Consider the following 26,939-nt stretch of genomic DNA (forward strand, 5'->3'; position numbering starts at 1 on the left):
TGAATCTTCACGCGCCGCGTACGATGTGCCGCGTGAAGAGGCTGAGCGAAGGCGCGGACCGGCTGCGCGGCACCGGCGCGCCGATGGTGCTCGCCTGGGTGCTCATCCTGGTCGCCCTGGTCTCCTGCTGCTCGTCGCCATCGTCCGGGGAGCACGCCTCCTCCCACGAATTCGCCCCCGCGTCCGAGTTCGCTCCCCCGTCCGCGCTCGCCCCGTGGACGGACCTCACGGCGGTGCGCACCGTGGTGGCCGACGCACCCCGTCACCGGGGTACGGGCGACTCCTGCCACGGCACGTCGGAAGGCTCGGCGCCGGTCGTGCTGTCCGGCCAGCCGGCTCCGGCCGCGGTTCCGTCGGCCGCCGTCGCGGTCCTCCCGGCCCGCCCCCTCACCGGCGGCACCCGCATCCGGGGCCCCTCCAACGACGCCGTCGGCGACGTCGACCGGCTACGCCTCCAGGTTCAGCGGATCTAGGACGGCCGGGGATCTCCCCTGCCCGCGTGCGGACTCCCCCGTACGCCGTCCGTCCTGTCCCGATCCGATGAACCCGAGGACCCGTCATGGCTTCCGCCAACAAGCAGAACACCGCCTCCACCGCCCGCCGCGCCAAGCTGGAGGAGGCCCGCCGCCAGGAGCGGGCCCGCGAGCGCCGCTCCCGCATCATCACGCTCACCGTCGGCGTCCTCGTGGTCGCCGGTCTCGTCGCCGGGGGCGGCTATCTGATGAACGCCGCCGACGAGCAGGACAAGGCCGAGGCGGCCGCGAAGTCCTCGCCCGTCGACGGCGAGAAGAGCTGGGACGATCTCACGCAGAACCATGTGGAGAAGACGGTCGACTACCCGATGAACCCGCCGGTCGGCGGCGACCACAACCCGGTGTGGATGAACTGCGACGGTGACGTCTACACCGCGGCGATACCGAAGGAGAACGCCGTCCACTCGCTGGAGCACGGCGCGGTGTGGGTGACGTACACCAGCAAGGCGGCCCCCGCCGACGTGAAGAAGTTCACGGAACGGGTGTCGGGCACCCCGTACTCCCTGATGAGCCCGGTCGAGGACCAGGCTGCGCCGCTTATGCTCAGCGCCTGGGGCAAGCAGCTGACCGTGAAGAGCGCCACCGACGCCCGGGTCGCCCAGTTCTTCACCAAGTACGTGCAGGGCCCGCAGACCCCGGAGCCGGGCGCCGCCTGCACCGGAGGGATCGACAAGTGACATCCGATCCGCGCACGTCGCGGCCGCTGGTCCTGGCCGGCGGGGCCGTGCTGCTGCTGGCGCTCGCGCTGGTCGCGCTGACACTCGCACGGCCTTCGTCACCCGCCTCCCCGGCGGCTTCCGCGTCGGCGCCCGCCGACTCATCGGCCGATGTGGGGTTCGCGCGTGACATGGCGGTCCACCACCAGCAGGCCGTCGAGATGTCGTTCATCGTGCGGGACCGCACCTTGGACGAGGCGGTGCGCCGGCTCGCGTTCGACATCATCAACACCCAGGCCAACCAGCGCGGCATGATGCTGGGCTGGCTGGAGATGTGGGGGCGGGCGAAGAGCTCCCCGGGGCCGGCCATGGCCTGGATGGGGCACTCCTTCACTCCGCGCGGCGACGGCGCGCTGATGCCCGGCATGGCGACCGACGCCGAGCTGGACGCCCTGCGGGCCGCCAAGGGCAAGGACGCCGAGGTGCTCTTCCTGAAGCTGATGACCGCGCACCACGCGGCCGGTGCCGAGATGGCCGAGGCGGCCGCCTCGTCGGCCGGCACCGAGGAGATCAAGAACCTGGCATCGGGCATGGTCCTGGGCCAGCGGTCCGAGATCACGCTCATGGCCGACATGCTCAAGGAACGCGGCGCCTCCGCGTCCTGAGCGACGCGGCCGGGTCCCGCCCGCGGGCGGGACCCGGCACGTCCGGACCGGCCCGTACTGACGTACGGAATCGCATAGGCTCAGGACCGATATGAAGAGCAACCTCACACCGCTGGGGCCCAAGGCCGACAAGGACACCGTCCGGCGCAGCAACCTGAGCCTCGTGCTGCGGGCCGTCCGCGACGAGGGCGACGGGGAGGCGACCAGGGCCGGTGTCGCCGCGCGCGTGGGGCTGACCCGGGCCGCCGTGTCCTCGCTGGTCGAGCAGCTGCTGGAGAGCGGGTTCCTCACCGAGTCCGGCAAGACGTTCAGCGGCCAGGCCGGCCGCCCCGGCACCGCGCTCAAGACGGCCCGCACGGGCCCGTCCGGGCTCGGGGTCGAGGTCAACATCGACTACGTGTCCGTCTGCGTGGTCGACCTGGCGGGAACCGGGCGGGTCCGGCTCACCGAGCATCTCGACAACCGGGGCACCCCGCCCGCCGAGGTGCTGGCGCGGGCGGCCCGGATCGCCGCGCGCACCCTGGACTCGGCGCGCGAGCAGGAGCTGTTCCCGGTCGGCGTGGCCCTGGCGCTGCCCGGCCTGGTCTCGGGCGGCGCGGTGCGCCAGGCACCCAACCTGGGCTGGAACCAGGTGCCGGCCGAGGAGCTGTTCGCCGCCTCGCTGGCCGCCGAGCGCCCCGGCCGCCGCGAGCTGCCGGTCCGCTCGGAGAACGAGGCGAATCTCGCGGCCCTGGCCGAGCTGTGGTTCGGCGGCCTGGACCGCGTCCGCAGCTTCCTCTACCTGACCGGCGAGATCGGCGTGGGCGGTGCCCTGGTGATCGACGGCGAGCTGCTGCGCGGGGCGCACGGCTTCGCCGGGGAGATCGGCCATGTGGTGGTGGACGCGCGGGGCCCGCAGTGCCGCTGCGGTTCACGCGGCTGCCTGGAGCAGTACGCGGGGCAGGCGGCGCTGCTGCGGGCGGCCGGCATCGAGGGGGGCGGCGGCGGGCTCGCGGTCGCCGAGCTGGAGAAGCGGGTGCGGGCGGGCGACGAGCGGGCGGTCGGCGCGGTGGCGGAGGCCGGCCGGATGCTGGGGCGGGTGCTGTCGGGGGCGGTCAACCTGCTGGACCCGGACGCCGTGGTGCTCGGCGGGATCTACCGGAACCTGATGCCGTGGCTTTCGCCGCACGTCGACGAGGAGCTGACCGGCCGGGTCGTCTCCGGGCTGTGGTCCCCGGGCGGGGGCAGGCTGCGCGCCTCGTCCGTGGCGGGTGACGCGGCGCGGGGCGCGGCGGCGCTGGTGATGACGGACGTGCTGGCCGACCCGGTGGCGTACGCGGACCGGGCTCGGGCCTGAGGGGTACGCGAAGGAGGGGGCGGACGCGCGGCGCGTCCGCCCCCTCCCGGGTCCTGTCCGGCGGTGCGGTCAGCGGACGCCGAGCAGGTGGTCCATCGCCAGCTGGTCCAGGGCCTCGAACGCCATGCCGCGGTCTGCCGCCGCGTCCACGTCGAACTCCTCGAAGGCGGAGCGGTCGGCGAGCAGCCCGGCCACGCCGTCCTCGGCGGTGCGCCGGGCCAGCTCGTCCAGGCGGGAGGCGCGAAGGGCCTCCTGGACGGCCGGGTCGGCGCGGAAGGCGGCGGCGCGCTCCTTGAGGATGAGGTAGTTGCGCATGCAGCCCGCGGCCGAGGCCCAGACGCCGTCGTAGTCCTCGGTGCGCGGCGGCTTGAAGTCGAAGTGGCGGGGGCCGGTGTAGTCGGAGTTCTCCAGGAGGTCGACGAGCCAGAAGGCCTGGCGCAGGTCGCCGGCGCCGAAGCGGAGGTCCTGGTCGTACTTGATGCCGGACTGGCCGTTGAGGTCGATGTGGAAGAGCTTGCCCGCCCACAGGGCCTGGGCGATGCCGTGCGGGAAGTTCAGCCCGGCCATCTGCTCGTGGCCGACCTCGGGGTTGACGCCCACCATCTCGGGGCGCTCCAGGCGCTCGATGAAGGCGAGGGCGTGGCCGATGGTGGGGAGCAGGATGTCGCCGCGGGGCTCGTTCGGCTTGGGCTCGATGGCGAACTTGAGGTCGTAGCCCTGCTCGGTGACGTAGTCGCCCAGCAGGTCGAAGGCCTCCTTCATGCGGTCGAGGGCGGCGCGGATGTCCTTGGCCGCGCCCGACTCGGAGCCCTCACGGCCGCCCCAGGCGACGTAGGTGGTGGCGCCCAGCTCGACGGCCAGGTCGATGTTGCGGATCGTCTTGCGCAGCGCGTAGCGCCGGACGTCGCGGTCGTTGGCGGTGAAGGCGCCGTCCTTGAAGACGGGGTGGGTGAAGAGGTTCGTCGTCGCCATCGGGACGACGAGACCGGCGGCGTCCAGCGACTGGCGGAAGCGCTTGACGATGCCCTCGCGCTCGGAGTCCGTCGAGCCGAACGGGATCAGGTCGTCGTCGTGGAAGGTCACCCCGTGGGCCCCCAGCTCCGCGAGGCGCTTGACGGAGTCGACCGGGTCGATCGCGGTGCGCGTCGCGTCACCGAAGGGGTCCCGGCCCTGCCAGCCCACGGTCCACAGACCGAAGGTGAACTTGTCCTCGGGGGTCGGTGCGAAGCGATCCGTCATGGTGGTGCCGCCTTCGGGGCCGTGGGTCCGCAGCCGGTCGGGCGGCCGAACCTCAATTTGTTCACTGTCATGACTAATCATGCACGGACCGCCCGTGCGGCGTAAAGCCCCGGGGCACGAAGATCTCCGGGCACCCGCACCGGGAAAGCGGAACGCCCCCTGTTCCGGACGGGTTCGATCACGTAATTTGTTTTCCGCACGATCAAATCATCAGCGAATGAGGTCAGCCATGCCGCCGCATACCGTCGTCATCGGTGTGGACAGCTCCACCCAGTCCACCAAGGCGGCGTTCGTCGACACCGCCACCGGCCGGCTGCTCGCCGTCGGCCGCGCCCCGCACGTCGTCACCGGCGAGGGCGGTGCGCGCGAGAGCGACCCCGAGGTGTGGTGGCGGGCCCTGCGCGACGCGGTCGCCGCCGGGCTGGAGGAGTCCGGCGTCGCGGCGGCGGACATCGCGGGGATCGCGGTCGCCGGACAGCAGCACGGGCTGGTCGTCCTGGACGGCGAGGGCCGCCCGCTGCGCCCTGCCCTGCTGTGGAACGACACCCGGTCCGCCCCGCAGGCCGCGGCCCTCACCGCCGCGCTCGGCGGCCCCGGCGCCTGGACCGCGCGCACCGGGTCGGTCCCGGTGGCCGCGATGACCGCGTCGAAGTGGCAGTGGCTGCGGGAGAACGAGCCGGAGACCGCGGCGGCGACGGCCGCGGTCCGCCTCCCCCACGACTTCCTGACCGAGCGGCTCTCGGACCGGGCCGTCACCGACCCGGGCGACGCGTCGGGGACCTGCTGGTACTCCACCGCGACCGGCGCCTACGACCCCGAGCTGCTGGCGTTGCTCGGCCTCGACGCGGCGCTGCTGCCCGAGGTGGCGGCGAGCGGCGGGGAGCGGGCCGGTTCGCTGACGCAAGCGGCCGCCGACGCGCTGGGGCTGCCCGCCGGGATCGCCGTCGCGGCGGGCACCGGGGACAACATGAGCGCCGCCATCGGGCTCGGCCTCGGCGGCGCCGGGCTCCTGGACCACCCGGTCCTGAGCCTGGGCACGTCGGGCACGGTCTTCGCCGCCTCCCGGACCAGGCCGGCGTCGCCCGCGCTGTCGGGGTTCGCGGCGGCGGACGGCACGTATCTCCCGCTGGCCTGCACCCTCAACTGCACGCTGGCCGTGGACAAGGTCGCCGCCCTGCTCGGCCTGGACCGCGATGACGCGGTGCCCGGCGGCGAGGCCGTCCTCCTGCCCTATCTGGACGGCGAGCGCACCCCGGACCTGCCCACCGCCTCCGGTCTCCTGACGGGGCTCCGGCACGACACCACCCCGCAGCAGCTGCTCGGCGCCGCCTACGAGGGAGCGGTGGTCACCGTGCTGCGGGCCCTGGACGAGCTGCTGCGCGCCTGCGGTCTCGATCCGGCGGACCCCGAGGTGGCGGGCCGGCCGCTGCGGCTGATCGGCGGCGGGGCCCAGGGGCGCATGTGGGTGGAGACCGTACGGCGCCTGTCCGGGCGGCCGGTGACCGTGCCGGGGGCCGGCGAACTCGTCGCCCTCGGCGCGGCGGCGCTCGCCGCGTCGGCGGCCACGGGTGCGGACCCGGTCGCCGTCGCGGCCGGCTGGGACACCGGAGCGGACCTGCTCCTGGAGGCGGTGGAGCGGGATCTGACGGCCTGGGAGCGGGTCGGTTCCGTACTGGAGCGGGCGGCGGCACCCCTGCTGGGCGGGGACCGCACCGGCTGACCGGCGGTCAGGGGGCCGCCCCGCGACCGGCATCCGCCCGAGCGGCCCCCGGACAGCCGTCGTGGGGCCGACGCGGGGCCGACGCGGGCGGCCTCAACCAGCCGACGCGGGGCCGACGCGGGGCCGACGCGGGCGGCCTCAACCAGCCGATGCGGGGCCGACGCGGGGCCGACGCGGGCGGCCTCAACCAGCCGTTTTGGATAGCGAACTGATGTTCACTACTATCCGGCGATGATCATAAGAAGAAGGCTGACGGTCGGGGTGGGCATCCTGCTCGCCACCCTGACCGCCGGGCTCGGCTCGGCGCTGCCGGCGTCCGCCGATGAAACCCCCACCAAAGCCTCCCCCAAGGTCGAGCTGGTGCTCGACGTCAGCGGCTCCATGCGGACCCGGGACATCGACGGCCAGTCCCGGATGTCCGCGGCGAAGCAGGCGTTCAACGAGGTCCTGGACGCGGTGCCCGAGCAGGTGCAGCTCGGCATCCGCACCCTGGGCGCGGACTACCCGGGCGACGACCGGAAGGTGGGCTGCAAGGACACCAGGCAGCTCTATCCGGTCGGCCCGCTGGACCGCACCGAGGCGAAGACCGCCGTCGCCACGCTGGCCCCCACCGGCTGGACCCCGATCGGGCCCGCCCTGCTGGGCGCGGCCGACGATCTGGAGGGCGGCGACTCCACGCGCCGGATCGTCCTGATCAGTGACGGCGAGGACACCTGCGGCCCGCTCGACCCGTGCGAGGTCGCCCGTGACATCGCGGCGCGCGGCATCCACCTGGTCATCGACACCCTCGGCCTGGTGCCGAACGCGAAGATCCGCCAGCAGCTGACCTGCATCGCCGAGGCCACCGGCGGCACGTACACCGCTGTCCAGCACACGGATGAACTCTCCGGCCGCGTCAAGCAGTTGGTGGACCGGGCCGCCGAGCCCGTCGTCACCCCGGTCGCCACGAAGGGCGCCGACAGCTGCACGGACGCCCCCGAGCTCAAGCCGGGTCTCTACACCGACCGCGAGAAGTTCGCCGAGCACCGCTGGTACAAGGTCGACGTGCTCCCCGGCCAGGAACTGCGCGCCTCCGTCAGCGTCTTCGCCGACCGCGCCGTCAACAACGACTACGGGATGCTGCTGCGCGCGGTCACCGTGCACGGCCGCGAGATCGTGCGCGGCTCCGAGTCCGGCACCGGGCGCACCGACGCCATCTCGTCCGGGCTGCGCTACCCGAAGGCCGAGCTGGACGACGACGAGAAGACCGCGGAGACCGTCTGCCTCCAGGTCAGCAACTCGTTCTCGGCCCCGGCGTCGGTGAAGACCGCGCCCGGCATGCCCATCGAGCTGACCGTCGACCTGGTGGACGCCCCCGACGGGGCGTCCGACGTCGCGGCGTTCGGCCTGGGCCACGGCTGGTGGCTGCTGGGCGCGCTCGCCCTGACCGGGCTGATCGCGGGTCTGCTCATCGGCTGGATCTCGCGCTGGCGCGTCGCTGTCTGGAGGACCAACTGATGTCCCGTACGAGACGCGTGCTCGCGGGCGCGCTGCTGACCGGCCTGGCCCTGCTGACCGGAGCGGGGGCCGCCGCGGCCGACGACGCTACGGCGAGCCCGAGCCCGAGCGCGTCCGGTGACGGCTCCGGCCCCACCGAGGCGGGCACCGCCTTCCGCACCGCCACGGCCCTCCAGCAGGACGAGACCGCCACCGCCGGGGCCTCGACCGGCGACTACCTGTACTGGGTCTTCCCGGCCGACGCCGGGCAGCGCGCCACGGTCACGGCCAAGGTGAACCTGCCCGAGAGCACCACCCGGCACGGGGCGCAGACCTGGCAGGTCGATGTGTACGACGGGCTGCGCCGCCGCCAGGCCTGCATGTACGGCAAGCAGACCGGCAAGGCGGCGGCGGACGCCTCTTCGGTCGAGCTGACCTGTGTGCTGCGTACCGTCCGGGCCCTGGCCGAGCCGTGGGCCAACGACCCGCTGCCGGGCAGTTACTACGTGCGCCTCACGGTCGTCGACCTGGCCTCGGCCGACCTCGGTCTGCCGGTGCACACGGAGGTCCGGGTCACCTCCGAGGGCCAGGGCGGCTCCGCCGATGTCGACGGCACCCTGTCGAAGCCGCTGGTGCCCGGGGTGTCCTCGGCCGAGCAGGCCTCGGACGGCTCGGACGACTCCGCCGAGCCGGTCGCGCTCGCGGGTGAGCCCGAGGACGGCTGGTCGTCGGGCTGGTGGACCAGCCGCTGGCTGTGGACGGCGGGCGGCGGGATCCTCGCCGCGCTCACGGCCGTCTTCGGCTACTCCCTGACGCGCGGCAACGGCCGCCCGTCCCGGGTGCCGCCGGGCGTCTGACGGCAGGCCGTCCGCCGGTCCGGGCCGTGTGCCACGGACCCGGCCCGGCGGATGCCGGCGCGTCACCGCGCCGGCATCACATGACGGAGCCCGCCCAGGAGATGGGCGCGAAAGTCCGGGTCGGTGTACGCCTCGGCCGCGTGCCCGAGCGCCGTGTAGAAGACCCGCGCCCCGCCGTGCTCGCGGGTCCACACCAGCGGGTGGTCGCTCCCCTCACCGCCCTCGTAGGAGGCGGCGTCGGCGGAGGCGATGACCTGGACCCGGCCGCGCGGGCTGTCCCTGAACTCGTACCACTCATCGGTGAAGTCCCAGGTGGCGCCCAGGTGGGCGGTGGCCGGGTGGTCCCGGTCCTCGATGACGAGGGTGCCCGGCTGGAAGGCGGGGTGGTGGTCGAACCGGGCGCCCAGCAGCTCCCCGTAGAAGGGCCAGCCGTACTCCGTACAGGCCGCCGCGTGCACCCCCATGAAACCGCCGCCCGCCGCGCAGTACGCCCGGAGAGCGGCGCGCCCGGCGGGTGTCAGGACGTCCCCGCTCGTGGAGAGGAAGACCACCGCCGCGTACCCCCGCAGCCCCTCCTCGAACACCGCCGGGTCCTCGGTCGCGTCCACCGCGAATCCGTGCTCCGCGCCGAGGGCGCGGAACGCGGCGACGCCGTCGGGGATCGAGTCGTGGCGGTAGTCCGTGGTGCGGGTGAAGACGAGAACCCGGGACTGACTGGACGGCACTGGCATCGGTTGCTCCAGGGGTGTGGGGACGGGGCTGCCCATGATCCAGGACGGGCACTCCGGCCGGCGTCTCCCGCAGTCGGCGGGCCCCGGCCATCAACGCATCGTCGTCCATGGCCGGATACTCTCCCGAACGCCCCGCGCCCTGTACTGATTTACCCCGTGCCCTGTACTGATTTACGCGGCCGGGGCCCGGCCCCGGGGATCACGCGGCGCCGAACGGGCCGTCCGCCCCGAACACCAGTCGGGCGAACCGGTCGCCCATGCGCAGATGGGTGGTGGCGTCCGGGTGGAGCGCGTCGGGCAGCGGGAGTTCGTCCGCGTCCGCCTCGCCGTACAGCTCGCGGCCGTCGAGGTGGGCCAGGTGCGGGTCGTCGGCGGACCGCCGCTTCACCAGGGCGGCAAGTTCGTCACGGATGACGCCCGTCGTCAGCTTCCCCGCCGCCCGCTCCTCGGGGTCGCCGGCCGCCGCGAACCGGACCCTGCCCTCGCCGAGGCGGCTGAAGTCGGGGACGCTGGGGCCCGGCGTGTCCTCGTGGATGGGGCAGAGTATGGGCGAGATCACCAGGAGCGGGGTGTCCGGGTGGCCCTCGCGGAGGGTGTCGAGGAAGCCGTGCACCGCCGGGACGAAGGCGCGCAGCCGCATCACGTCCGCGTTGACGATGTTGATGCCGATCTTGACGCTGATCAGGTCCGCGGGGGTGTCGCGCATCGCGCGGGCGGTGAACGGGTCGAGCAGGGCGCTGCCGCCCAGGCCCAGGTTGACCAGCTCGACGCCGCCGAGCAGGGCCGCACGCGCGGGCCAGGTGGTCGTCGGGCTCCCGGCGTCCGAGCCGTGGCTGATCGAGCTGCCGTGGTGCAGCCACACCCTGCGGCCGGTGTCCGGGGCGGGTGCGACGGGCGCGTCGGTGCGCAGCGCGACAAGTTCGGTCCGCTCGTTGAACGGGAGCCAGAGCTCCACGTCCTTGTCCTGGCCGGGGAGCCCGTCGAACCGCACGGTCCCCACCGGTCCGGTGCGGAACTCCGTGGACCCGGTGGCCATGTCGACGTCGAGCACGTTGCCGCCGCTCGCCGAGGACCGGGCGGCGAGCTTCCCGTCCACCAGCAGGTCGTACACCCCGTCCGGCCTCGGCGGGACGCCCTGGTAGGCCGTCCGGGTGCGCCGCGCCTCCAGCTCGATGACGGTGGCCCGGGTCCGGAAGACCAGCCGTACGCCGGAGGGCTGGGCCTCGGCCAGGGCGATCTGGCCGTCCGGGGCCTGGGCGCGGGCCCGGCCGGGCAGGCGGTGCGGGAGCAGCCCGACGTCGGTGCGCTCCACGTCGAGCGCGCCGCGCAGGAGGGCGGTGGTGACGGGTGTGGTGACGGTAAGGGGTGCGGGGTCGGTGCTCATGTCTCCACCTGCTGTCGCTGAGGGCTGGGGGTCCGGGCGCGGGGGCGGCGGTCAGGGGGCGGGCCAGTTCCGCAGGAGGGCGTCGAGGGCGTCGATGACCCGGGACCAGGACTCCTGGGAGTCGGGAGCGCTGTGGCTGAAGCCTCCTTGGGCCTCCAGGCTGACGTAGCCGTGGAAGACGCTGCCCAGGAGCCGGACGGCGTGTGTCTGGTCCGGTTCGGTCAGGTCGTAGCCGCGCAGGATCGCCCGGGTCATCCGCGCGTGCCGGCCGCCGGCACTGGCCGCCGCCGCTTCGGGGTCGAGCTTCAGCTGGGCCGCCGCGTAACGGCCGGGATGCTCGCGGGCGTAGTCGCGGTACACGTCGGCGAAGGCGCTCAGGGCGTCCTTGCCTGCCCGGCCCGCCAGCGCGGCGGCGCCGCGGTCGGCCAGTTCCTCCAGCGCGAGGAGGGCGATCCTGGTCCTGAGGTCCTGGGAGTTCTTCAGGTGCGAGTAGAGGCTCGCGACCTTGACGTCGAACCGCCGGGCGAGCGCCGACACGGTGACCCGCTCGAAGCCGACCTCGTCGGCCAGCTCGGCTCCCGCCCTGGTCAAGCGGTCCGCGGTCAGACCCGCACGCGCCATGGTCGTCGCCCTCCTCATCCGGTGACGGCCATCATGCGCTTGCCTAAAGCCTTTAGGCAAATTCAGAATCACTCAAGGTACCCTCCGGCCGGACGGCACCCCGGCGCGTCGAGCCGCCACGACACGTTGCCGAACCGATATGTCGCATTTATGGGCGTGAGCCCGGCTTGCGGTCCAGACTGAAAGCCGGCCGAGCCAGTCGATCCAGGGGAGAAACCTCATGCGTCCGCGCTTCGCTCTCACCGCCGCCGTCACCGCTGCCGCCGCCGTCGCGCTGACCGCGCCCGGCGCGTCGGCCACGACCGCCGCCGGGCCGCGGCTCCGCCCGGCCGCCTGTCAGGAGAAGGCCCTCCGTATCTCCGCCGCGCCCGGCGGGCAGCAGAACACGGCACGGATCGCCGTGACCAACGAGGGTGACCGCGTGTGCGCCGTGGACCGCGTCCCGACCGTCACGTTCCGGGGCCTGGACGGATCGGCGCAGCCCGTACCCCCGGCCACGAGCGGCGTCCACCTCCTCGCGCCGGGCGAGCAGGGGTACGCGGCCGTGCGCACGGCCGCGCCGGGGACCACCGAGGGCCACGTCGTGCGTGGCCTGTCCGTCGCGGCGGACCCCGCGCACCACGGGGTCACGTTCGGGGCGGCGGCGGTGGGCATGGCGGACGGCATCCGGGTGTGGGAACCAGTGACCACGCTGTGGCACGGCTCGCCGGGAGCCGCCGACCGGGCCCTGGCCGCCGGCACGCGCTGAGGCGGGGCGGCGGGGCGACGACGGCCCGGCCCCCCCCCCGCCGCCCCGCCCGTGCTCAGGCGCCGAGCACCGTCACCGTGCCCGTGCCCTCCCCCGTCGCTCCGGTCGCCTCGGCGACCACGCGGTAGGGGCGGTCGATCCGGTCGGAGGTGACGGTCAGGGTGTCCCCGTCCCGCACCACCCGGAAGGCGGCGGCGCTCGCACCGGTCAGGTCCGGCACGGTGACCGACACGCCGTCGCCCCCGGGGCCGCCGCCGAAGACGCGCAGGGTGAGCCCGTCGAGCCAGTCGCCGTCGGGGCGCTGGTCGTCGTCGCCCCAGGGCAGGACCGCGCCGGGGCGCACGAGGACGGGCAGGCTGTCGAAGCCGTGCGTCTCCTGGCGCCAGACGGGACCGGTGATCGTCTCGCCGGTCAGCAGGTGGGTCCAGGTGCCCTCGGGAACGTAGTACTCGACCTGGCCGTCCTCCGTGAAGACCGGCGCGACCAGCAGGTCCGGGCCGAGCATGTACTGCCGGTCCAGTGTCCGGGCGGCCGGGTCACCGGGGAACTCCAGCAGCATCGGCCGCATCATCGGGACGCCGGTGCGATGGGCGGTGGCGGCGGCCTCGTACAGGTAGGGCATCAGCCGGTGCTTGAGCAGGGTGAACTTCCGGGCGACGTCCACCGCTTCCTCGCCGAACTCCCACGGCACCCGGTAGGAGACGTTGCCGTGCAGCCGGCTGTGCGAGGAGAGCAGGCCGAAGGCGAGCCAGCGCTTGAAGACCGCCGGGTCGGGGGTGCCCTCGAAGCCGCCGATGTCGTGGCTCCAGAAGCCGAACCCGGACAGGCTCAGCGAGAGGCCGCCGCGCAGTGATTCGGCCATCGCCGTGAACGAGGCGAAGCAGTCGCCGCCCCAGTGGACGGGGAACTGCTGGCCGCCGGCCGTCGCCGAGCGGGCGAAGAGGACCGCCTCGCCGTGGCCGCGCTCCTTCTCCAGGAGTTCGAAGACCGTCCTGTTGTAGATCTGCGCGTAGTAGTTGTGCATCCGCTCGGGGTCGGAGCCGTCGTGCCAGACGACGTCGGTGGGGATGCGCTCGCCGAAGTCGGTCTTGAAACAGTCGACGCCCTGGTCGAGCAGGACGCGGAGCTTGGCGGTGTACCACTCGCGCGCGGCCGGGCTGGTGAAGTCGACCAGGGCCATGCCGGGCTGCCACAGGTCCCACTGCCACACGTCGCCGTTGGGGCGGCGGACCAGGTGGCCGAGCTCGGCGCCCTCGGCGAACAGCGCGGACTTCTGGGCGATGTACGGGTTGATCCACATGCTGATCCGCAGCCCGCGTTCCTTCAGCCGGGTCAGCATGCCTTCCGGATCGGGGAAGACGTCCGGGTCCCACAGGAAGTCAGACCACTGGTACTCGCGCATCCAGAAGCAGTCGAAGTGGAAGACGGAGAGCGGGATGTCGCGTTCGGCCATGCCGTCCACGAACGAGGTGACGGTCTCCTCGTCGTAGGAGGTGCAGAAGGACGTCGTCAGCCACAGGCCGAAGGACCAGGCCGGCGGCAGGGCCGGGCGGCCGGTGAGCGCGGTGTAGCGGGCCAGCACCTCCTTGGGGGTCGGCCCGGCGACGATGTAGAACTCCAGCGACTGGTCCTCGACGCTGAACTGCACCTGCCCGACCGACTCCGAGCCGACCTCGAAGGAGACCTTGCCGGGGTGGTTGACGAAGACGCCGTAGCCGCGCGAGGAGAGGTAGAACGGGATGTTCTTGTAGGCGAGTTCGCTGCTGGTGCCGCCGTCGGCCTGCCAGATGTCCACGCTCTGGCCGTTCTTGACGTACGGGGTGAAGCGCTCGCCCAGCCCGTAGATGTTCTCCCCGACCGCCAGGGCGAGCTGGGTGAGCATGTGGTGGGCGCCGTCCGGGGTGGTGGCGAAGGCGGTGCCCTTGGTGTCGACCCCCGTCAGGCGGCGGCCGTCGGCGTCGAGGAAGGTCAGACCCCAGGGGCCCTCGCCGTCCATGCGCAACGTCAGCGGACCGCTGGTGAGTTCGGTGACCGCCCCGTCCTGCCGGGTGCGGGCGCCGGAGGCCGCCGGGTCGAGCCCGGGGAAGGCGAAGTCGGGGCCCCGGTGGGCCCTGCCCGCGTGGTGCGTGGTGCGGACGCCGATGATCCCCTCGGCCGGGGAGAAGCAGTCGACGGTGATGAGCGGGGTGTTGAGGGTGTCACCGCGGGCGTCGACCCGTTTCACCGCCGCGTACGCGGTGAACTGGTCGGCGCCGACGCGCAGATCACGGATCTCGGTCGCGTAGGAGGCGCGTACGCCCTCACGCATGAGCCAGAAGCCATCGGTGAACTTCATACGGACTCCTTGCCGGGGGCAACGGGAGAGGGAGGAGCAGAGGGACGGGCCGGGGCGCGGTTCACTCGCCGCGCCCGGTGAAGGCGAGCCGGGCCAGCCGTACGGTGCCGCGCAGGGCGATCCGCAGGTCGCCGACACCGGAGGCGTCCAGTCCGGCCCGGAAGGTGCGGTAGTCGTACGGCCCTTCGGTGGCCGGGACGGGGACGGTGACCGTGCTGCCGCCGGCGGTGATCAGGACGGCCCCCTCCCCCGAGGCGAGGACCTCGACGCCGTTCAGCCCATCGGCGAAGTCGCAGCGCCGGTAGAGGAGTTCGTTCGCGTCGGCGGTGGCGGTGACCGCGTCGCCGTCCTTCTTCGCCCGGTCCACGATCTCGGTGGCCAGCTGTTCGTCGTAGTCGGCCGCCTCCAGACCGCGGGCCAGGAGCGGGCGCGGCCCGGCCGGATCGCCGTCGACGGTGAGGACCGTGACGAGCCGGATGTCCGCGCTGGAGGCGCCCGCCTGGATCTCGTACGCGCCGGGCTCGACGGTCCAGCGGCCGTGCGCCACGTCCCAGTGGCCGAGTTCCCCGACCGGCACGGTGAAGGCGACGCGCTCGGCGGCGCCGGGGGCCAGGTGGAGCCTGCGGTGGCCGGCCAGCTGGCGCAGCGGCCGGACGACGGACGGGGCGATGGCCCGTACGTACAGCTGGGCGACCTCGTCGGAGGCGACGGTGCCCGTGTTGGTGACGGTCAGCGAGACGTGCAGCAGGTCGCCCTCGCGTTCGGCGGTCAGGCCGCTGTAGGTGAACTCGGCGTACGTGAGGCCGTGGCCGAACGCGTAGAGCGGGGCGCCCTCGTAGTAGAGGTAGGTCTGCCGTGAGCCGATGATGTCGTAGTCGAGCAGGCCGGGCAGTTCCGCGTCGGAGGTGTACCAGGTCTGCGGGAGCCGGCCGGCCGGGGAGACGTCGCCCGCCAGGACCCGGGCGAGCGCGGTGCCCGCGGCCTGCCCGCCGTGCGCGGTCCACAGCAGCACGGGCAGCGCGGCGGCCGCGTCGGTGAGGGCGTACGGGTAGGGCGAGGTGACCGCCAGGACCGTGCGCGGGTTGGCGGCGTGCGCGGCGCGCCAGAGGCGTTCCTGCTGGGCGGGCAGGGCGAGGGTGGTGCGGTCCTCGGTCTCGCGGCCGTTGATGTGCGGGTCGTTGCCGGCCACCACGATCACGGTGTCGGCCGCGGCGGCGGCGCGGGCGACGGCGTCCTCGCCGCGCTCGGTCACCTCGGTCTCGAAGACGGTCCCGGTGCCGCCGGAAACTTCTTCGCCCGGGGCGGCAACCTTTACGCCGTCGGCGGCGACAGAGACATACCCACCCGTTCCGATGTGCAGAAGGCGGTGACCGCCGGCATGGCCTTCCACCTCTTCCCAGCGGAAGGTCTCCTGGACGACCCAGCCGCCGGGCTCGTCGGCGGAGGCGCGTACAAAGCCGTCCTCGGCGACGGACAGATAGCGTCCGGCCGGTTCCCGCAGGGTGATCACACCGTTGCCCCAGTCCACGAGCGCCAGCTCGGACGGGGTGTCGCCGCAGGTCAGCGGGGACAGGTCGGTGCGGCCGGCGAGCAGTGCGGGGTCGAGGGCGCCCTCGGCGCCGCGCGCCGCGTCCTGGCCGCCGCGCGCCGGGGGCACCTGGAGCCAGCCGTCCGCGCACTTGATCCGGACCAGGTCGGCGCCCTCGGCGTGGACGACGCGGTCGGCGCCGAAGCGCGCCCGCAGCCCGTCGAGCGGGGTCGAGCGGTGGATGAGGGTGCCGCTGTACCAGTCGAGCTTGCAGTCGTCGGCGAGGAGCCCGACGACGGCGACGGTCTTCCCGGCGGCGGGGTCGAGCGGCAGCAGCCCGTCGTTCTTGAGGAGGACGACGGCCTGCTCGGCGGCCTCCAGGGCGAGGGCCCGGTGCTCCTCGGTGTCGAAGGCGGAGGTGTCCGCGTAGGGGTCGAGCGCGGGGTCGAACTCGCCGAGCGCGAAGCGCATGTGGAGCAGGCGCCGGACGGCGGTGTCGATGTCGTGCTCGTCCAGCAGTCCGCGTTCCAGCGCGCCCCTGACGCGGCCGGTCATGACGGCGGAGTCCTGGCCGTGGTCGGTGAAGCTGTCGACGCCCGCGCGCAGGGAGGCGGCCGTCGCCTCCTCGTGGGTGTCGAAGTAGTGCTCGCTGTCGACGAGGTTGGTCGGCGCGCCGGCGTCGGAGCAGACGACCAGGGGCTGGTCCGTCCAGGTGCGCAGCTGGCTCGCGAGGAGCGGCGAGACGTGGTTGGGGCGCCCGTTGACCAGGTTGTACGCGGGCATCACCCCGGCCACCGCGCCCGCCCGGACGGCGTCCCGGAAGGCCTTGAGGTCGTATTCGCGCAGGACCCGGGGGCCGACCGAGGAGGACGAGGTGTCGCGGTCGGTCTCGTTGTTGTGGGCGAGCCAGTGCTTGAGGACCGGGGCGGTCCGCCAGTAGTGCGGGTGGTCGCCGCGCAGGCCCCGGGTGTAGGCGACCGCGATGGCGGAGGTGAGACCGGCGTCCTCGGAGTACCCCTCCTCGCCGCGCCCCCACAGCGGATGGCGCAGCAGGTTCACGGTGGGGGCCCAGACGTTGAGCCCGACCCGGTCGTCCTGGGCGCGCTTGGCGCGGACCTCGTCGCCCACGGCTTCGCCGACCCGGCGCACCAGTTCGTCGTTCCAGGTGGCACCGAGCCCCACGGCCTGCGGGAAGACCGTGGCCGTGCCCATCCAGGCGACGCCGTGCAGGGCCTCCTGGCCGGTGCGGAAGGCGCCGAGCCCGAGCCGGTCCACCGCCGGCGCGAACTGGTGCAGCATCGCGATGCGCTCGTCGAGGGTGAGCCGCTGGAGCAGATCCTCGACGCGCTCGGCGAAGGGCAGCTGCGGGTCGCGGAAGGGCTGCGGTTGTTCCGTCACGTGCGGGTCCTTCTTCAAAGGTGGGAGGTATGGCGGTGTCGGCGCCTCGTGCGAGCCCTCGTGGAGCCTCGGACGATCTTTCGAAGCGCTTCGATGCTCAACGGCCGACCCCGTACGTGTCAAGGGTCCGGCACCTGGCCGCGCGCCCGGCGCGACGCGGGGGCATCAGGAAACGGTTCGGAAACGGGTCGGAGGAATCTGGAAACGAAGCCTTGTGCCACACAGACCCTTCACTTAACCTCGCTGCAACATCGAAGCGCTTCGACGGAGCTTCGATGGGGCGCCCGGCGCCCTTGAATTCCCGGGGACGGCGACACGCTCTGCCGCCTCCTTGTTGAACCGCTTCACCTGGGGCCGGTGACACCGGCTCAGCCAGCAACGCTCCACCTCAGACACAGGAACCGAACGGCGGTCGCCCCGCCGCGTGTCGTCCTGGTGCGCCTCGAAGGGTTGACGCAATGACGCCGAATTCCTCCCCCTCCTCCACGGCCCCGAGCCGGAGAAGCTTCCTCGCCACGGGCGCGGTGGCCGCCGTCGCCGTGGCCGGCGGGGTGCCGCTGCTCGCCGCGTGCGGCGGCTCCGGCTCCGGTGCCGGGAGCAAGGAGGGCACGACCACGGGCAAGGCCCTGAAGAAGGTCGTGCCGAGCTACGCCCCGCTGAACCTCGTCGAGCCCGACGTCCCCGGTGTCAACGGTTCGAGCCCCGGCTTCACCAAGCTGCCGGACCCGCTGGTGGTCTCGGTCAAGTCGGTCCCGGGCAAGGGTTCGGAGTTCCGGGTCATGACCCCGCTGTGGGGCACGGTCCCGAAGAAGAACAACCCGTACTACACGGCCGTGAACAAGGCGGTCGGCGCGACGCTCAACTTCGACCCGCAGGACGGCAACACCTACCAGGACAAGATCGGCGCGGTCCTCGCCGGCTCGGACATCCCGGACGTCATGACCATCCCCGGCTGGAACATGCAGGGACAGATCCGCAACGCGATCACCGCCAAGTTCGCGGACCTCTCCCCGTACCTGGCGGGCGACGCCGTCAAGAAGTACCCGAACCTGGCGAACATCCCGACCGGCGCCTGGCAGTACTCCGTCTTCGGCGGCAAGCTGCGCGGGCTGCCCATGCCGACGCCGGTCATCGGCAACGCGATCTTCTACCGCAAGGACCTCATCGGCTCCGGTGCCGTCCCGGCGAGCGCGGACGACCTGCTGGCCTTCGGCAAGGAGTACACCGCCCCCAAGAAGAAGGTCTGGGCCTTCGACGACCTGTGGACCTGCATCCAGAAGATCTTCGGCCTGCTGCCCGACGCGCCGCACTACTGGCAGCTGGAGAACGGCAAGCTGGTCCACAAGATCGAGACGAAGGAGTACCGCGAGGCGCTCGCCTTCGCCCGCAAGCTCCACGACGGCGGTTACGTCCACCCGGACGCCGAGGCCAACAAGGACGCCGACGCCAAGATCCGCTTCACCAGCGGCCACGTCGTCATGTACAACGACGGCACCGGCGGCTGGAAGGGCATGGTCACCGAACAGGCCGCCGCCAACCCGAAGTTCGACATGCAGGCGCTCGACTTCTTCAGCCAGGACGGCGGCAAGCCGGTGCTGTGGCAGGACGACCCGGCGGGCATCTTCACCTTCCTCAGCAAGAAGCTGTCCAAGGCGAGGATCGAGGAGTTCCTCGCGATCGCCGACTACGCGGCCGCGCCGTACGGCACCGAGGAGTTCATGCTCACCAACTACGGCGTGAAGGGCACCCACTACACGATCAAGGACGGGTCCCCGACCTACACCCCGCAGGGTGTCGAGGAGGCCCAGCCCTCCACCTTCCTGTTCGTCGCCTCGCCGCCCACCTCCATCGCCTACCCCGACCAGCCGCAGCTGGCCAAGGACTACGCCGGCTGGATGGCGCGCCAGGCCCCGCACGTCAAGAAGCCCCTCTTCTTCGGCATGCAGGTCGTCGAACCGCAGCGCTACGCCTCGCTGTACACACCGTTCGACGACCTCCAGAAGGACATCCGCCGCGGCCGCAAGAAGGTCAGCGACGTGGACGAAGCGGTGAACACCTGGAAGAAGAGCGGCGGCGACAAGCTCCGCGACTGGTACCAGGACATTCTCGACAAGAACGGCTCCGGCAACTGACGCGTACGACGCGCACCGATCGCACGTACGAGGACGAAGGGGCCGCCGGGCGCACGATGCCCGGCGGCCGGGGTCAGGAGCACGACATGGGGAGCACAGGGTGAAGTCACGGGCCACGGTCGCGGCCGCCCCGGACCGCACCGCCGACGGGGCGAGCGCCCCGGCCGGCGGGAGCGGCGCCGGGGACGGTGCCGGCAGGGACACCAGCGGCGTTCGAAGGGGCAGGGCCCGCTCGGACGGTGTCCGCGGATCCCGTACGGACAAGGGCGGCGGACGGGCGGACTCCGGTCCGCGGGCGGGCGGCATCACCTGGCGTCAGCGGCTGCGGCGCGACCGCACCCTGATCCTGATGACGATGCCGGCCATCGCGCTGCTGCTGATCTTCAACTACATCCCGCTGCTCGGGAACATCGTGGCCTTCCAGGACTACGACGTGTACGACCTGGGCATCACCGGCAGCCCCTTCGTCGGGTTCGACAACTTCACCCGGATCTTCGAGGACTACCGCTTCTGGGAAGTCCTCATCAACACGCTGGTCATCTTCGTCACCCAGCTCGTCCTGTTCTTCCCCATCCCCATCGCCATCGCCCTGCTGCTCAACACGATCATGAGCACCCGGGTCCGGGCGTGGGTGCAGGCGATCGTCTACCTGCCGCACTTCTTCTCCTGGGTGCTCGTCGTCACCGTGTTCCAGCAGATGTTCGGCGGCGCCGGTCTGGTCGCCCAGTGGCTGCGCGAACACGGTCACGAGGGCTTCGACCTGATGACCAACCCGGGCTTCTTCAAATTCCTGGTCAGCGCCCAGGCCGTGTGGAAGGACGCCGGCTGGGGTGTCATCGTCTTCCTGGCCGCGCTCGCCGCCGTCAACACCGACCTGTACGAGGCCGCGGCGGTCGACGGGGCCGGCCGCTGGCGCCGCATGTGGCATGTCACCCTGCCCGCGCTGCGCCCGGTCATCGCCCTGCTGCTCGTCCTGCGGGTGGGCAGCGCGCTCAACCTCGACTTCGAGCAGATCCTGCTCCAGCGCGACCAGGTGGGCGCGGGCGCCTCGGAAATCCTGGACACCTACATCTGGTGGACGGGCATCAAGACCGGCGACTTCGGCTACGCGGCCGCCGCCGGCATCTTCAAGGGACTGTTCAGCGTCGCCATGGTGCTGGGTGCCAACAAGGTCGCCCACATGCTGGGCGAGCAGGGGGTGTACTCCAAGAAATGACAACTCTCCTGGACCACGAGAAGGACCCGGCGGCCCCCGCACCCCCTGCGGAGACTCCGCTCCAGCGCGCCCTGCGCATCGAACCCCGCCCGGTGTGGGAGGAGGAGCCGACCAAGACGGGACTCGCCTTCAAGGGCTTCGGCCTCGTCGCGATCTGCGCGGTCATCATCATCCCGATCTGGGTGGTGCTGGTCACCAGCCTCTCCGACACCAAGACCATCAACGACGCGGGCGGCCTGGTCGTCTGGCCCAAGCACATCACCTTCGTCGCGTACAAGGAGCTGCTGAGCGGGGGCGCGGTGACCCGCGCGGCCGCCGTGAGCGTGGGCCTCACCGTCGTCGGTACGGCCGTCAGCATGATCGTCTCGGTCCTGTGCGCGTACGGGCTGAGCCGCCGCGACTCCTACGCGCACCGTCCGCTGCTGATGACGCTGATGGCGACGATGTTCTTCGGCGCCGGCCTCATCCCGACGTATCTGCTGGTCACCGGCATCGGTCTGAGCGACAGCTACTGGTCGATGATCCTGCCCAGCGCGATCAGCGTCTTCAACGTGCTGGTCCTGCGCGGCTTCTTCATGGACACCGCGCCCGAACTCATCGACGCGGCCCGCATCGACGGCGCCGGTGAGTGGCGCATCCTGCTCCAGATCATCATGCCGCTGTCGCGTGCGGTGATCGCCGTGATCTCGCTCTTCTACGCGGTCGGCTACTGGAGCCAGTGGTTCAACGCGATGCTCTACATCCAGGACAGCGACAAGTACCCGCTCCAGATGATCCTGCGCCAGCTGGTCCTTCAGCACCAGGTGCCGCCCGGCGCCATGGGCGCGGCCGTCAGCAGCGGCCAGATCAACAGCCTCGCCGTGCAGATGGCCGTCATGATCCTCGCCCTGATCCCGGTCGCGGTGCTGTCGCCCTTCGTCCAGAAGCACTTCCAGAAGGGCATGCTGACCGGCGCCGTGAAGGGCTGACTCCGCGCCGTTTCCCCCTCCCCCTCCCGTCCGGAAGGTGTTCGCCATGCGCGCTTCGTCCGCGCCCACGCCCCGCCGCAGAACCCGGGGCGCGACGTCCGTCCCGCGCGCGGGCGGACTCCCCCTGGGTGCTCCGCGGTCCAAGGTGGCGACGGCGCCCGGCCGCAGCGGCGACCTGTGGCTGTCGGCGAAGGACAACGGGGTGGCGGTGCTCCGCTCCGACGACGCGGGCCCCACCCGGGCGCGCGTCAACGACGACTCCCACCAGTGGGGCTGGACCGGCGAAGTGATCACCGGCGATCCCCGCGTCCACGGCCGCGTCCACCTGGGCACCAACGGCCGCGGCATCCAGTACGCACAACCCCAGTGAGGAACGACGCCATGCCGTCCCTGCGCGACGCGGCCCGTGGCCGCATCCTCTTCGGAGGCGACTACAACCCCGAGCAGTGGCCCGAGGAGGTGTGGGAGGACGACGTCCGGCTGATGAAGGAGGCCGGCGTCAACTCCGTCACGCTCGGTGTCTTCTCCTGGGCGAAGATCGAACCCCGTCCCGGCGCCCGTGAGTTCGGGTGGCTGGACCGGCTGATGGACCTCATGCACACACACGGCATCGGCGTCGTGCTCGCCACCCCGACCGCGTCCCCGCCGCCCTGGATGGGGGCGCGGCACCCGGAGACCCTGCCCCGGGCGGAGGACGGGTCCATCGTCTGGTACGGCTCGCGCCAGCAGTTCTGCGCCAGCTCCCCGGTCTACCGGCGCTACGCCGCCGCGCTCACCGAGGACCTCGCCGCGCGGTACGCGGAGCACCCCGCGCTCACCGTGTGGCACATCAACAACGAGTACTGCACGCACTGCTGGTGCGACGAGACGGCGGTCCACTTCCGCCGCTGGCTGTGCGCCCGTTACGGGACGCTCGACGCGCTCAACGAGGCGTGGGGCACGGCGTTCTGGAGCCAGCACTACGACTCCTGGTCGGAGATCCTGCCGCCGCGCAAGGCGCAGTACATGAAGAACCCGACGCAGGTGCTGGACTTCAAGCGGTTCACGTCCGACGCGCTGATGGAGTGCTTCGCCGCCGAGCGGGACATCGTCGCCCGGCACACCCCGCACATCCCCGTGACGACGAACTTCATGCCGCTGTGGTCGGGGCAGGACGCCTGGGCCTGGGCCGCCGAGGAGGACATCGTCTCGGTCGACATCTACCCGGACCCCCGGGACCCATGGGGCGGCCAGTACAACGCGATGCTCGCCGACATGACGCGTTCCCAGGCGGCCGGCCCGTGGATGCTGATGGAGCAGGCGGCGGGCGCGGTCAACTGGCGGGGCGTCAACCACCCCAAGCCCGAGGGGCTGAACCGGCTCTGGTCGCTCCAGTCGGTGGCGCGCGGCGCCGACGCCGTGTGCTACTTCCAGTGGCGCCAGTCCCGGCAGGGCTCGGAGAAGTTCCACTCGGGGATGCTCGGGCACGCGGGTGAGCACGGCCGCGCCTTCCGCGAGACCAGGCGGCTGGGCGCCGAACTCGCCGCGATCGGCCCGGCGGTGGCCGGCACCCCCGTGGCAGCCGATGTCGCGGTCCTGCACGACTGGGACGCGTGGTGGGCGGGTGCGCAGGAGGGCAGCCCTTCCGCGCTGCTGGACTACACCGAGGTGGTGCGGCGCTGGCACCGGGCGCTGTGGGAGAACGGGACCGCGGCCGAGTTCGCCCGCCCCGACGCCGATCTCAGCCGCTTCAAGGCCGTCGTCGTCCCGCACCTCTACCTGCTCGGCGACGCGGCGATCGACAACCTCGTGGCGTACGTGCGCGGCGGCGGCCGGCTGGTGTGCGGCTTCTTCACCGGGATCGCCGACGTGGACGACCGGATCAGGCCGGGCGGGATGGACGTTCGGCTGCGCGAGCTGTTCGGCATCCGCACCCTGCACGAGTGGTGGCCGCTGGAGGCGGACACGGCCGTGAAGTGCGACGGCTTCCGGGGCACCGTGTGGTCGGAGGAGCTGGAGGCGGCCGAGGGCACGGAGGTGGTGGCCTCCTACCGCGAGGGCGAGCTGTCCGGGCTGCCCGCGGTGCTGCGCAGGGGCGGCGCGACGTATGTGTCGACCCTGCCGGAGCCCCCGGCGCTGCGGGCGCTCGTGGGCGACGTGGTCCGTGCGGCGGGTGTGCGGCCGGTCCTGTCCGGGCTGCCGGAGAGCGTGGAGGCGGTCCGCCGCGGCGAACTGCTCTTCCTGCTCCACCACGGCCGCGAAATGGTCACCGTGACGGTCCCCGGCGCGTACGAGGACCTGTTGACCGGGCGCGTGGTGACGGACCGGGTCGCGCTCGGCCGCTACGGCGTCGCCGTGCTGCGGAGCACCGCACCATGACCGCACGCGCGCACATCGACTCCACCTGGGAACCGTGCCCCGCCGCCCGCTGGGAGGACGCCTTCCTCGCCGGCAACGGCCGGCACGGGGCCATGGTGTACGGGGACCCGGCCGACGACCGGGTCGTCGTCAACCACCACACCCTGGTCCGGCCCAACGGCAGCGAGCACCTCCGCCCGCCCGAACTCGCGGACCGGCTGGACCGGTTGCAGAGCGCCCTGCTCGCCGGGGACACCACGGCGGCGGAACGCTTCGGCGACGGCCGCCCGCTGGTGTGGGTGCAGCCCTTCCACCCCGCCTTCCAGACCCGTATCCGCCCCACGCCCGACGACGCCCCCGCGACGGTCCCGGCCGCGGACTACCGGCGCTCGGTCGACTTCGCCACCGGGGAGATCACGGCCGTCCGCGAGGCGCGGCGCAGCCGGGTCTTCGTCTCGCGCGCCGACGACGTGATCGTCCAGTACGTCACAGGACCGGGGCTCGCGGTGGACCTGACCCTGGACCACGCCCTGCCGGGTGCCCCGCCGCGCCTGGCCGTGGGGCGCAGCACCGTGCTGACCCCGGACGGTGCCCGGCTGTCGCTGCGGGCCGGCTATCCGGACAGTGAACTCGCGTACACCGGGGTGACGGTGGTGCGGGCGGAGGGCGGCCGGGTGTCCGTGGCGGGCGAGGGCGTCCGGGTCGAGGGCGCCAGGAGCCTGCTGCTGCTCACCCGGGTGCGCCGGCACACGGGCCATCTGGACCTGGCGGCGGAGTGCGCCGCGCTGCCCCGGGACGATTACGCGACGCTGTTCGCCCGGCACTGTGCGCTGCACCGCCCGGCCTTCGAGCGGGCGGCCCTCACGCTGGACGCCGATCCGGACGAACGGCTGCTTCCCGGGAGCGAGTTGATCCGGCGGCCGGACAGCCCCGCGCTCCTTGAGCGGCTGTTCGCAGCGGGGCGCTACCACCTGCTGTCCGCGTCCGGGGCGCTGCCGCCCCGGCTGACCGGGCTGTGGACGGGTGACTGGGACACCGCCTGGTCGGGGGCGTTCACCACCAACGCCAACCTCAACCTCCAGATCGCCTCGGCCGCGGCCGCCGCGCTGCCGGAGGTGTCCGAGGCCCATGGAGCGCTGGTGTACGGGCAGCTCGCCGACTGGCGGGACAACGCGCGGGCGATCTTCGGTGCGCGCGGCATCGTCGCCCCGTCGCACACCGACGGCGAGTCCGGCCACACCCGGCACTACCAGCGCGCGTACCCGCTGCATCTGTGGACGGCGGGTGCGGACTGGCTGCTGGAACCGCTGGTCGAGCACGCCGAGACGACCGGGGTGACGGACCCCCGGCTGACGGCCGCACTGGACGAGGCCGCCCTGTTCTACGAGGACTTCCTGACCCGCACCGGTCCCGACGGTTCGGTGGCCGTGGTCCCCTCGTACTCGCCGGAGAACCGTCCGGCGAACGCGAGCTGGGGGACGGTCAACGCGACGATGGACCTCGCGGCGGCCCGCCACGCCCTGACCGTCCCGGCCGGCCGCTCCCCCGCCCATCCGGCCTCCGCGCGGCGGCGGGCGCTGGCGGAACGGCTCCCCGGCTACCGGGTCAACGAGGACGGCGCGCTCGCCGAGTGGGCGTGGCCGGGGCTGGCGGAGACGTACGACCACCGCCACCTCAGCCACCTCTACCCGGTGTGGCCGCTGGACGCGGTCAATCCGTACGACACCCCGGAGCTGGCGGCCGCCGCGCACCGGGCGCTGGAGCTGCGCGGCGCCGAGAACGACTCCGCGCACGGCCATCTGCACCACGCGCTGATCGCCGCGCGCCTGCGGGACGGGGCGCGGGCCTCGGCCTCCGTGCGGTCGGTCCTGGCGGGCGACTTCTTCCACGACTCGTTGATGAGCGCCCACTACCCGTCCCGCGACGTCTACAACGCGGACGCGGCCCACGCCCTGCCCGCCGCGGTCATCGAGTCGCTCGTCCAGTCGACGCCGGACCGGCTGGTCCTGCTGCCCGCGCCCCTCGCGGGCTGTCCGGGCGGTGAACTGCGCGGTGTGCGTACGCGGTTCGGCGCCGGGCTCGATCTGCGCTGGTCGGCGGACGGCACCGCGACCGCCGTCCTGCACCCCACACGTGACGCCCGTGCCGATCTCCGTACGGGCGACGGCCACACCTTCACCGATGCCTTCGCCGGCTCCCCCTCCACTCTTCTGGAGCTGACGGCCGGCGTGGACCGCGTCCTCGAACTGGAGCCGCGGTAGCACTTCCCCCCACCCCCACCATGGAAGGACAACCATGGCACGACGCACCCGCACACTCAGCAGGTTCGCACTGGCGCCGGCCGCGGCGCTGGCGGCGCTCATCGGCTTCGCCGCCGCCCCCGCCCAGGCCGCGGCCTGGTCCTCGTCGGACCAGTGGGGCACGTACAACACCTCGGACGGCTACACCCTCTACAACAACATCTGGGGTTCGGGCGCGGGCTCCCAGAGCATCTGGGCCAACTCCTCGTCGGACTGGGGCGTCTGGGCGGACCACCCGGACACCGGCGGGATCAAGTCGTATCCCAACGCCAAGAAGGTGGTGGACAAGCCCCTCACCTCGCTGTCGTCGCTCACCAGTACGTACAACGTCACCGTCCCGTCGTCCGGTGCCTACAACACCTCGTACGACATCTGGGACAGCGACTACGACTACGAGGTGATGCTGTGGGTCAACCACACCGGCGCCGTGGGCCCGCTCGGCAGCTCACAGGGCACCGTGACGCTCGGTGGTCACACCTGGACCGTCTACAAGGGTGACAACGGCTCCAACGAGGTGTTCTCTTTCCTGCGCACGTCGGACTCCGCCTCGGGCACGGTGGACATCCTGCCGATCCTGAAGTGGATCAAGGACACCAAGGGCTGGTGGGGCGACGAGACCATCGGCGACGTCCAGTTCGGCTACGAGATCACCTCGTCGGCGGGCGGGCTGGACTTCCGGACCAACTCGTTCGGTGTGTCGTTCAGCTGAGCCGTACGCACAAGAGAGCCGGCCCCCGCGCGGGGGCCGGCTCGCGCGCG

Annotated in this window: 21 protein-coding genes; 15 read left to right on the forward strand and 6 right to left on the reverse strand. The window is 72.5% G+C overall.

Features of this window, described 5'->3' with window-relative positions:
• Nucleotides 1–23: 23 nt before the first annotated feature.
• The 4 genes from B082_RS0114580 (at nt 24) to B082_RS0114595 (ending at nt 3,190) form a co-directional block, all read left to right on the forward strand.
• Nucleotides 24–473, forward strand: coding sequence for a hypothetical protein (locus B082_RS0114580; protein ID WP_037710122.1), 450 nt, complete (start codon nt 24–26; stop codon nt 471–473).
• 86 nt (nt 474–559) lie between these two features.
• Nucleotides 560–1,210: a DUF3105 domain-containing protein gene (locus tag B082_RS0114585; protein ID WP_018552545.1), complete on the forward strand. Its 651-nt coding sequence runs from the start codon at nt 560–562 to the stop codon at nt 1,208–1,210.
• Nucleotides 1,207–1,854 (forward strand): DUF305 domain-containing protein, encoded by a 648-nt coding sequence (locus B082_RS0114590; RefSeq protein WP_018552546.1) that lies wholly within the window; start codon nt 1,207–1,209, stop codon nt 1,852–1,854. Before B082_RS0114585 ends, B082_RS0114590 begins: the two co-directional genes overlap by 4 nt.
• A 91-nt stretch (nt 1,855–1,945) precedes the next feature.
• Complete coding sequence (locus B082_RS0114595; RefSeq protein WP_018552547.1) at nt 1,946–3,190, forward strand: ROK family protein; 1,245 nt, start codon at nt 1,946–1,948, stop codon at nt 3,188–3,190.
• 69 nt (nt 3,191–3,259) lie between these two features.
• Here B082_RS0114595 and xylA read toward each other — a convergent pair whose 3' ends face one another.
• Nucleotides 3,260–4,429: a xylose isomerase gene (xylA, locus tag B082_RS0114600; protein WP_018552548.1), complete on the reverse strand. Its 1,170-nt coding sequence runs from the start codon at nt 4,427–4,429 to the stop codon at nt 3,260–3,262.
• A gap of 229 nt (nt 4,430–4,658) precedes the next feature.
• Between xylA and xylB the strand changes: the two genes are divergently transcribed.
• The 3 genes from xylB to B082_RS0114615 all read left to right on the forward strand — a co-directional run bounded on the left by xylB (nt 4,659) and on the right by B082_RS0114615 (nt 8,482).
• Nucleotides 4,659–6,149, forward strand: coding sequence for a xylulokinase (gene xylB / locus B082_RS0114605; RefSeq protein ID WP_018552549.1), 1,491 nt, complete (start codon nt 4,659–4,661; stop codon nt 6,147–6,149).
• 231 nt (nt 6,150–6,380) lie between these two features.
• Nucleotides 6,381–7,646 carry a VWA domain-containing protein gene (locus B082_RS0114610; protein ID WP_158688872.1) on the forward strand — a complete coding sequence of 422 codons (1,266 nt, stop codon included), beginning with the start codon at nt 6,381–6,383 and terminating at the stop codon, nt 7,644–7,646.
• The gene (locus B082_RS0114615) at nt 7,646–8,482 is read left to right on the forward strand and encodes a hypothetical protein (protein ID WP_018552551.1); all 837 of its coding nucleotides are present in this window, start codon (nt 7,646–7,648) and stop codon (nt 8,480–8,482) included. Before B082_RS0114610 ends, B082_RS0114615 begins: the two co-directional genes overlap by 1 nt.
• 62 nt (nt 8,483–8,544) lie before the next feature.
• Here the strand turns inward: B082_RS0114615 and B082_RS0114620 are convergent, their stop codons facing one another.
• The 3 genes from B082_RS0114620 to B082_RS0114630 all read right to left on the reverse strand — a co-directional run bounded on the left by B082_RS0114620 (nt 8,545) and on the right by B082_RS0114630 (nt 11,218).
• The gene (locus tag B082_RS0114620; RefSeq protein WP_026249788.1) at nt 8,545–9,213 is read right to left on the reverse strand and encodes a ThuA domain-containing protein; all 669 of its coding nucleotides are present in this window, start codon (nt 9,211–9,213) and stop codon (nt 8,545–8,547) included.
• A gap of 199 nt (nt 9,214–9,412) precedes the next feature.
• A complete protein-coding gene (locus tag B082_RS0114625; protein ID WP_018552553.1) occupies nt 9,413–10,597 on the reverse strand; it encodes an SGNH/GDSL hydrolase family protein in 1,185 nt (394 codons plus the stop codon).
• A gap of 51 nt (nt 10,598–10,648) precedes the next feature.
• Complete coding sequence (locus tag B082_RS0114630; protein WP_018552554.1) at nt 10,649–11,218, reverse strand: TetR/AcrR family transcriptional regulator; 570 nt, start codon at nt 11,216–11,218, stop codon at nt 10,649–10,651.
• A 220-nt stretch (nt 11,219–11,438) separates the two neighbouring features.
• On the opposite strand from B082_RS0114630, the gene B082_RS0114635 reads away from it, so the two are divergent.
• Nucleotides 11,439–11,966, forward strand: coding sequence for a DUF4232 domain-containing protein (locus B082_RS0114635; protein WP_018552555.1), 528 nt, complete (start codon nt 11,439–11,441; stop codon nt 11,964–11,966).
• A 55-nt stretch (nt 11,967–12,021) separates the two neighbouring features.
• On the opposite strand, the gene yicI is transcribed toward B082_RS0114635, so the two are convergent.
• The gene (gene yicI / locus B082_RS0114640) at nt 12,022–14,301 is read right to left on the reverse strand and encodes an alpha-xylosidase (protein ID WP_018552556.1); all 2,280 of its coding nucleotides are present in this window, start codon (nt 14,299–14,301) and stop codon (nt 12,022–12,024) included.
• Between the two features lie 61 nt (nt 14,302–14,362).
• On the reverse strand, nt 14,363–17,227 hold the full coding sequence (locus B082_RS0114645; RefSeq protein WP_018552557.1) for a glycoside hydrolase family 3 C-terminal domain-containing protein: 2,865 nt from the start codon (nt 17,225–17,227) through the stop codon (nt 14,363–14,365).
• A gap of 524 nt (nt 17,228–17,751) precedes the next feature.
• Between B082_RS0114645 and B082_RS0114650 the strand changes: the two genes are divergently transcribed.
• The 7 genes from B082_RS0114650 (at nt 17,752) to B082_RS0114680 (ending at nt 26,889) form a co-directional block, all read left to right on the forward strand.
• Entirely contained in the window at nt 17,752–19,359 is a 1,608-nt protein-coding gene (locus B082_RS0114650) for an extracellular solute-binding protein (protein WP_018552558.1), read from the forward strand.
• 100 nt (nt 19,360–19,459) lie between these two features.
• Nucleotides 19,460–20,575: an ABC transporter permease gene (locus tag B082_RS0114655; protein WP_018552559.1), complete on the forward strand. Its 1,116-nt coding sequence runs from the start codon at nt 19,460–19,462 to the stop codon at nt 20,573–20,575.
• Entirely contained in the window at nt 20,572–21,543 is a 972-nt protein-coding gene (locus B082_RS0114660; protein ID WP_018552560.1) for a carbohydrate ABC transporter permease, read from the forward strand. The genes B082_RS0114655 and B082_RS0114660 overlap by 4 nt, the downstream gene beginning before the upstream one ends.
• 46 nt (nt 21,544–21,589) lie before the next feature.
• The gene (locus B082_RS0114665; protein ID WP_420707680.1) at nt 21,590–21,913 is read left to right on the forward strand and encodes a hypothetical protein; all 324 of its coding nucleotides are present in this window, start codon (nt 21,590–21,592) and stop codon (nt 21,911–21,913) included.
• A gap of 11 nt (nt 21,914–21,924) precedes the next feature.
• Nucleotides 21,925–23,901 carry a beta-galactosidase gene (locus tag B082_RS0114670; protein WP_018552562.1) on the forward strand — a complete coding sequence of 659 codons (1,977 nt, stop codon included), beginning with the start codon at nt 21,925–21,927 and terminating at the stop codon, nt 23,899–23,901.
• Nucleotides 23,898–26,141 (forward strand): glycosyl hydrolase family 95 catalytic domain-containing protein, encoded by a 2,244-nt coding sequence (locus B082_RS0114675; RefSeq protein ID WP_018552563.1) that lies wholly within the window; start codon nt 23,898–23,900, stop codon nt 26,139–26,141. Before B082_RS0114670 ends, B082_RS0114675 begins: the two co-directional genes overlap by 4 nt.
• 34 nt (nt 26,142–26,175) lie before the next feature.
• Nucleotides 26,176–26,889 carry a GH12 family glycosyl hydrolase domain-containing protein gene (locus tag B082_RS0114680; protein ID WP_018552564.1) on the forward strand — a complete coding sequence of 238 codons (714 nt, stop codon included), beginning with the start codon at nt 26,176–26,178 and terminating at the stop codon, nt 26,887–26,889.
• Nucleotides 26,890–26,939 lie beyond the last annotated feature (50 nt).

The organism is Streptomyces sp. ATexAB-D23 (assembly GCF_000373645.1).
Lineage (GTDB): Bacteria > Actinomycetota > Actinomycetes > Streptomycetales > Streptomycetaceae > Streptomyces > Streptomyces castrisilvae.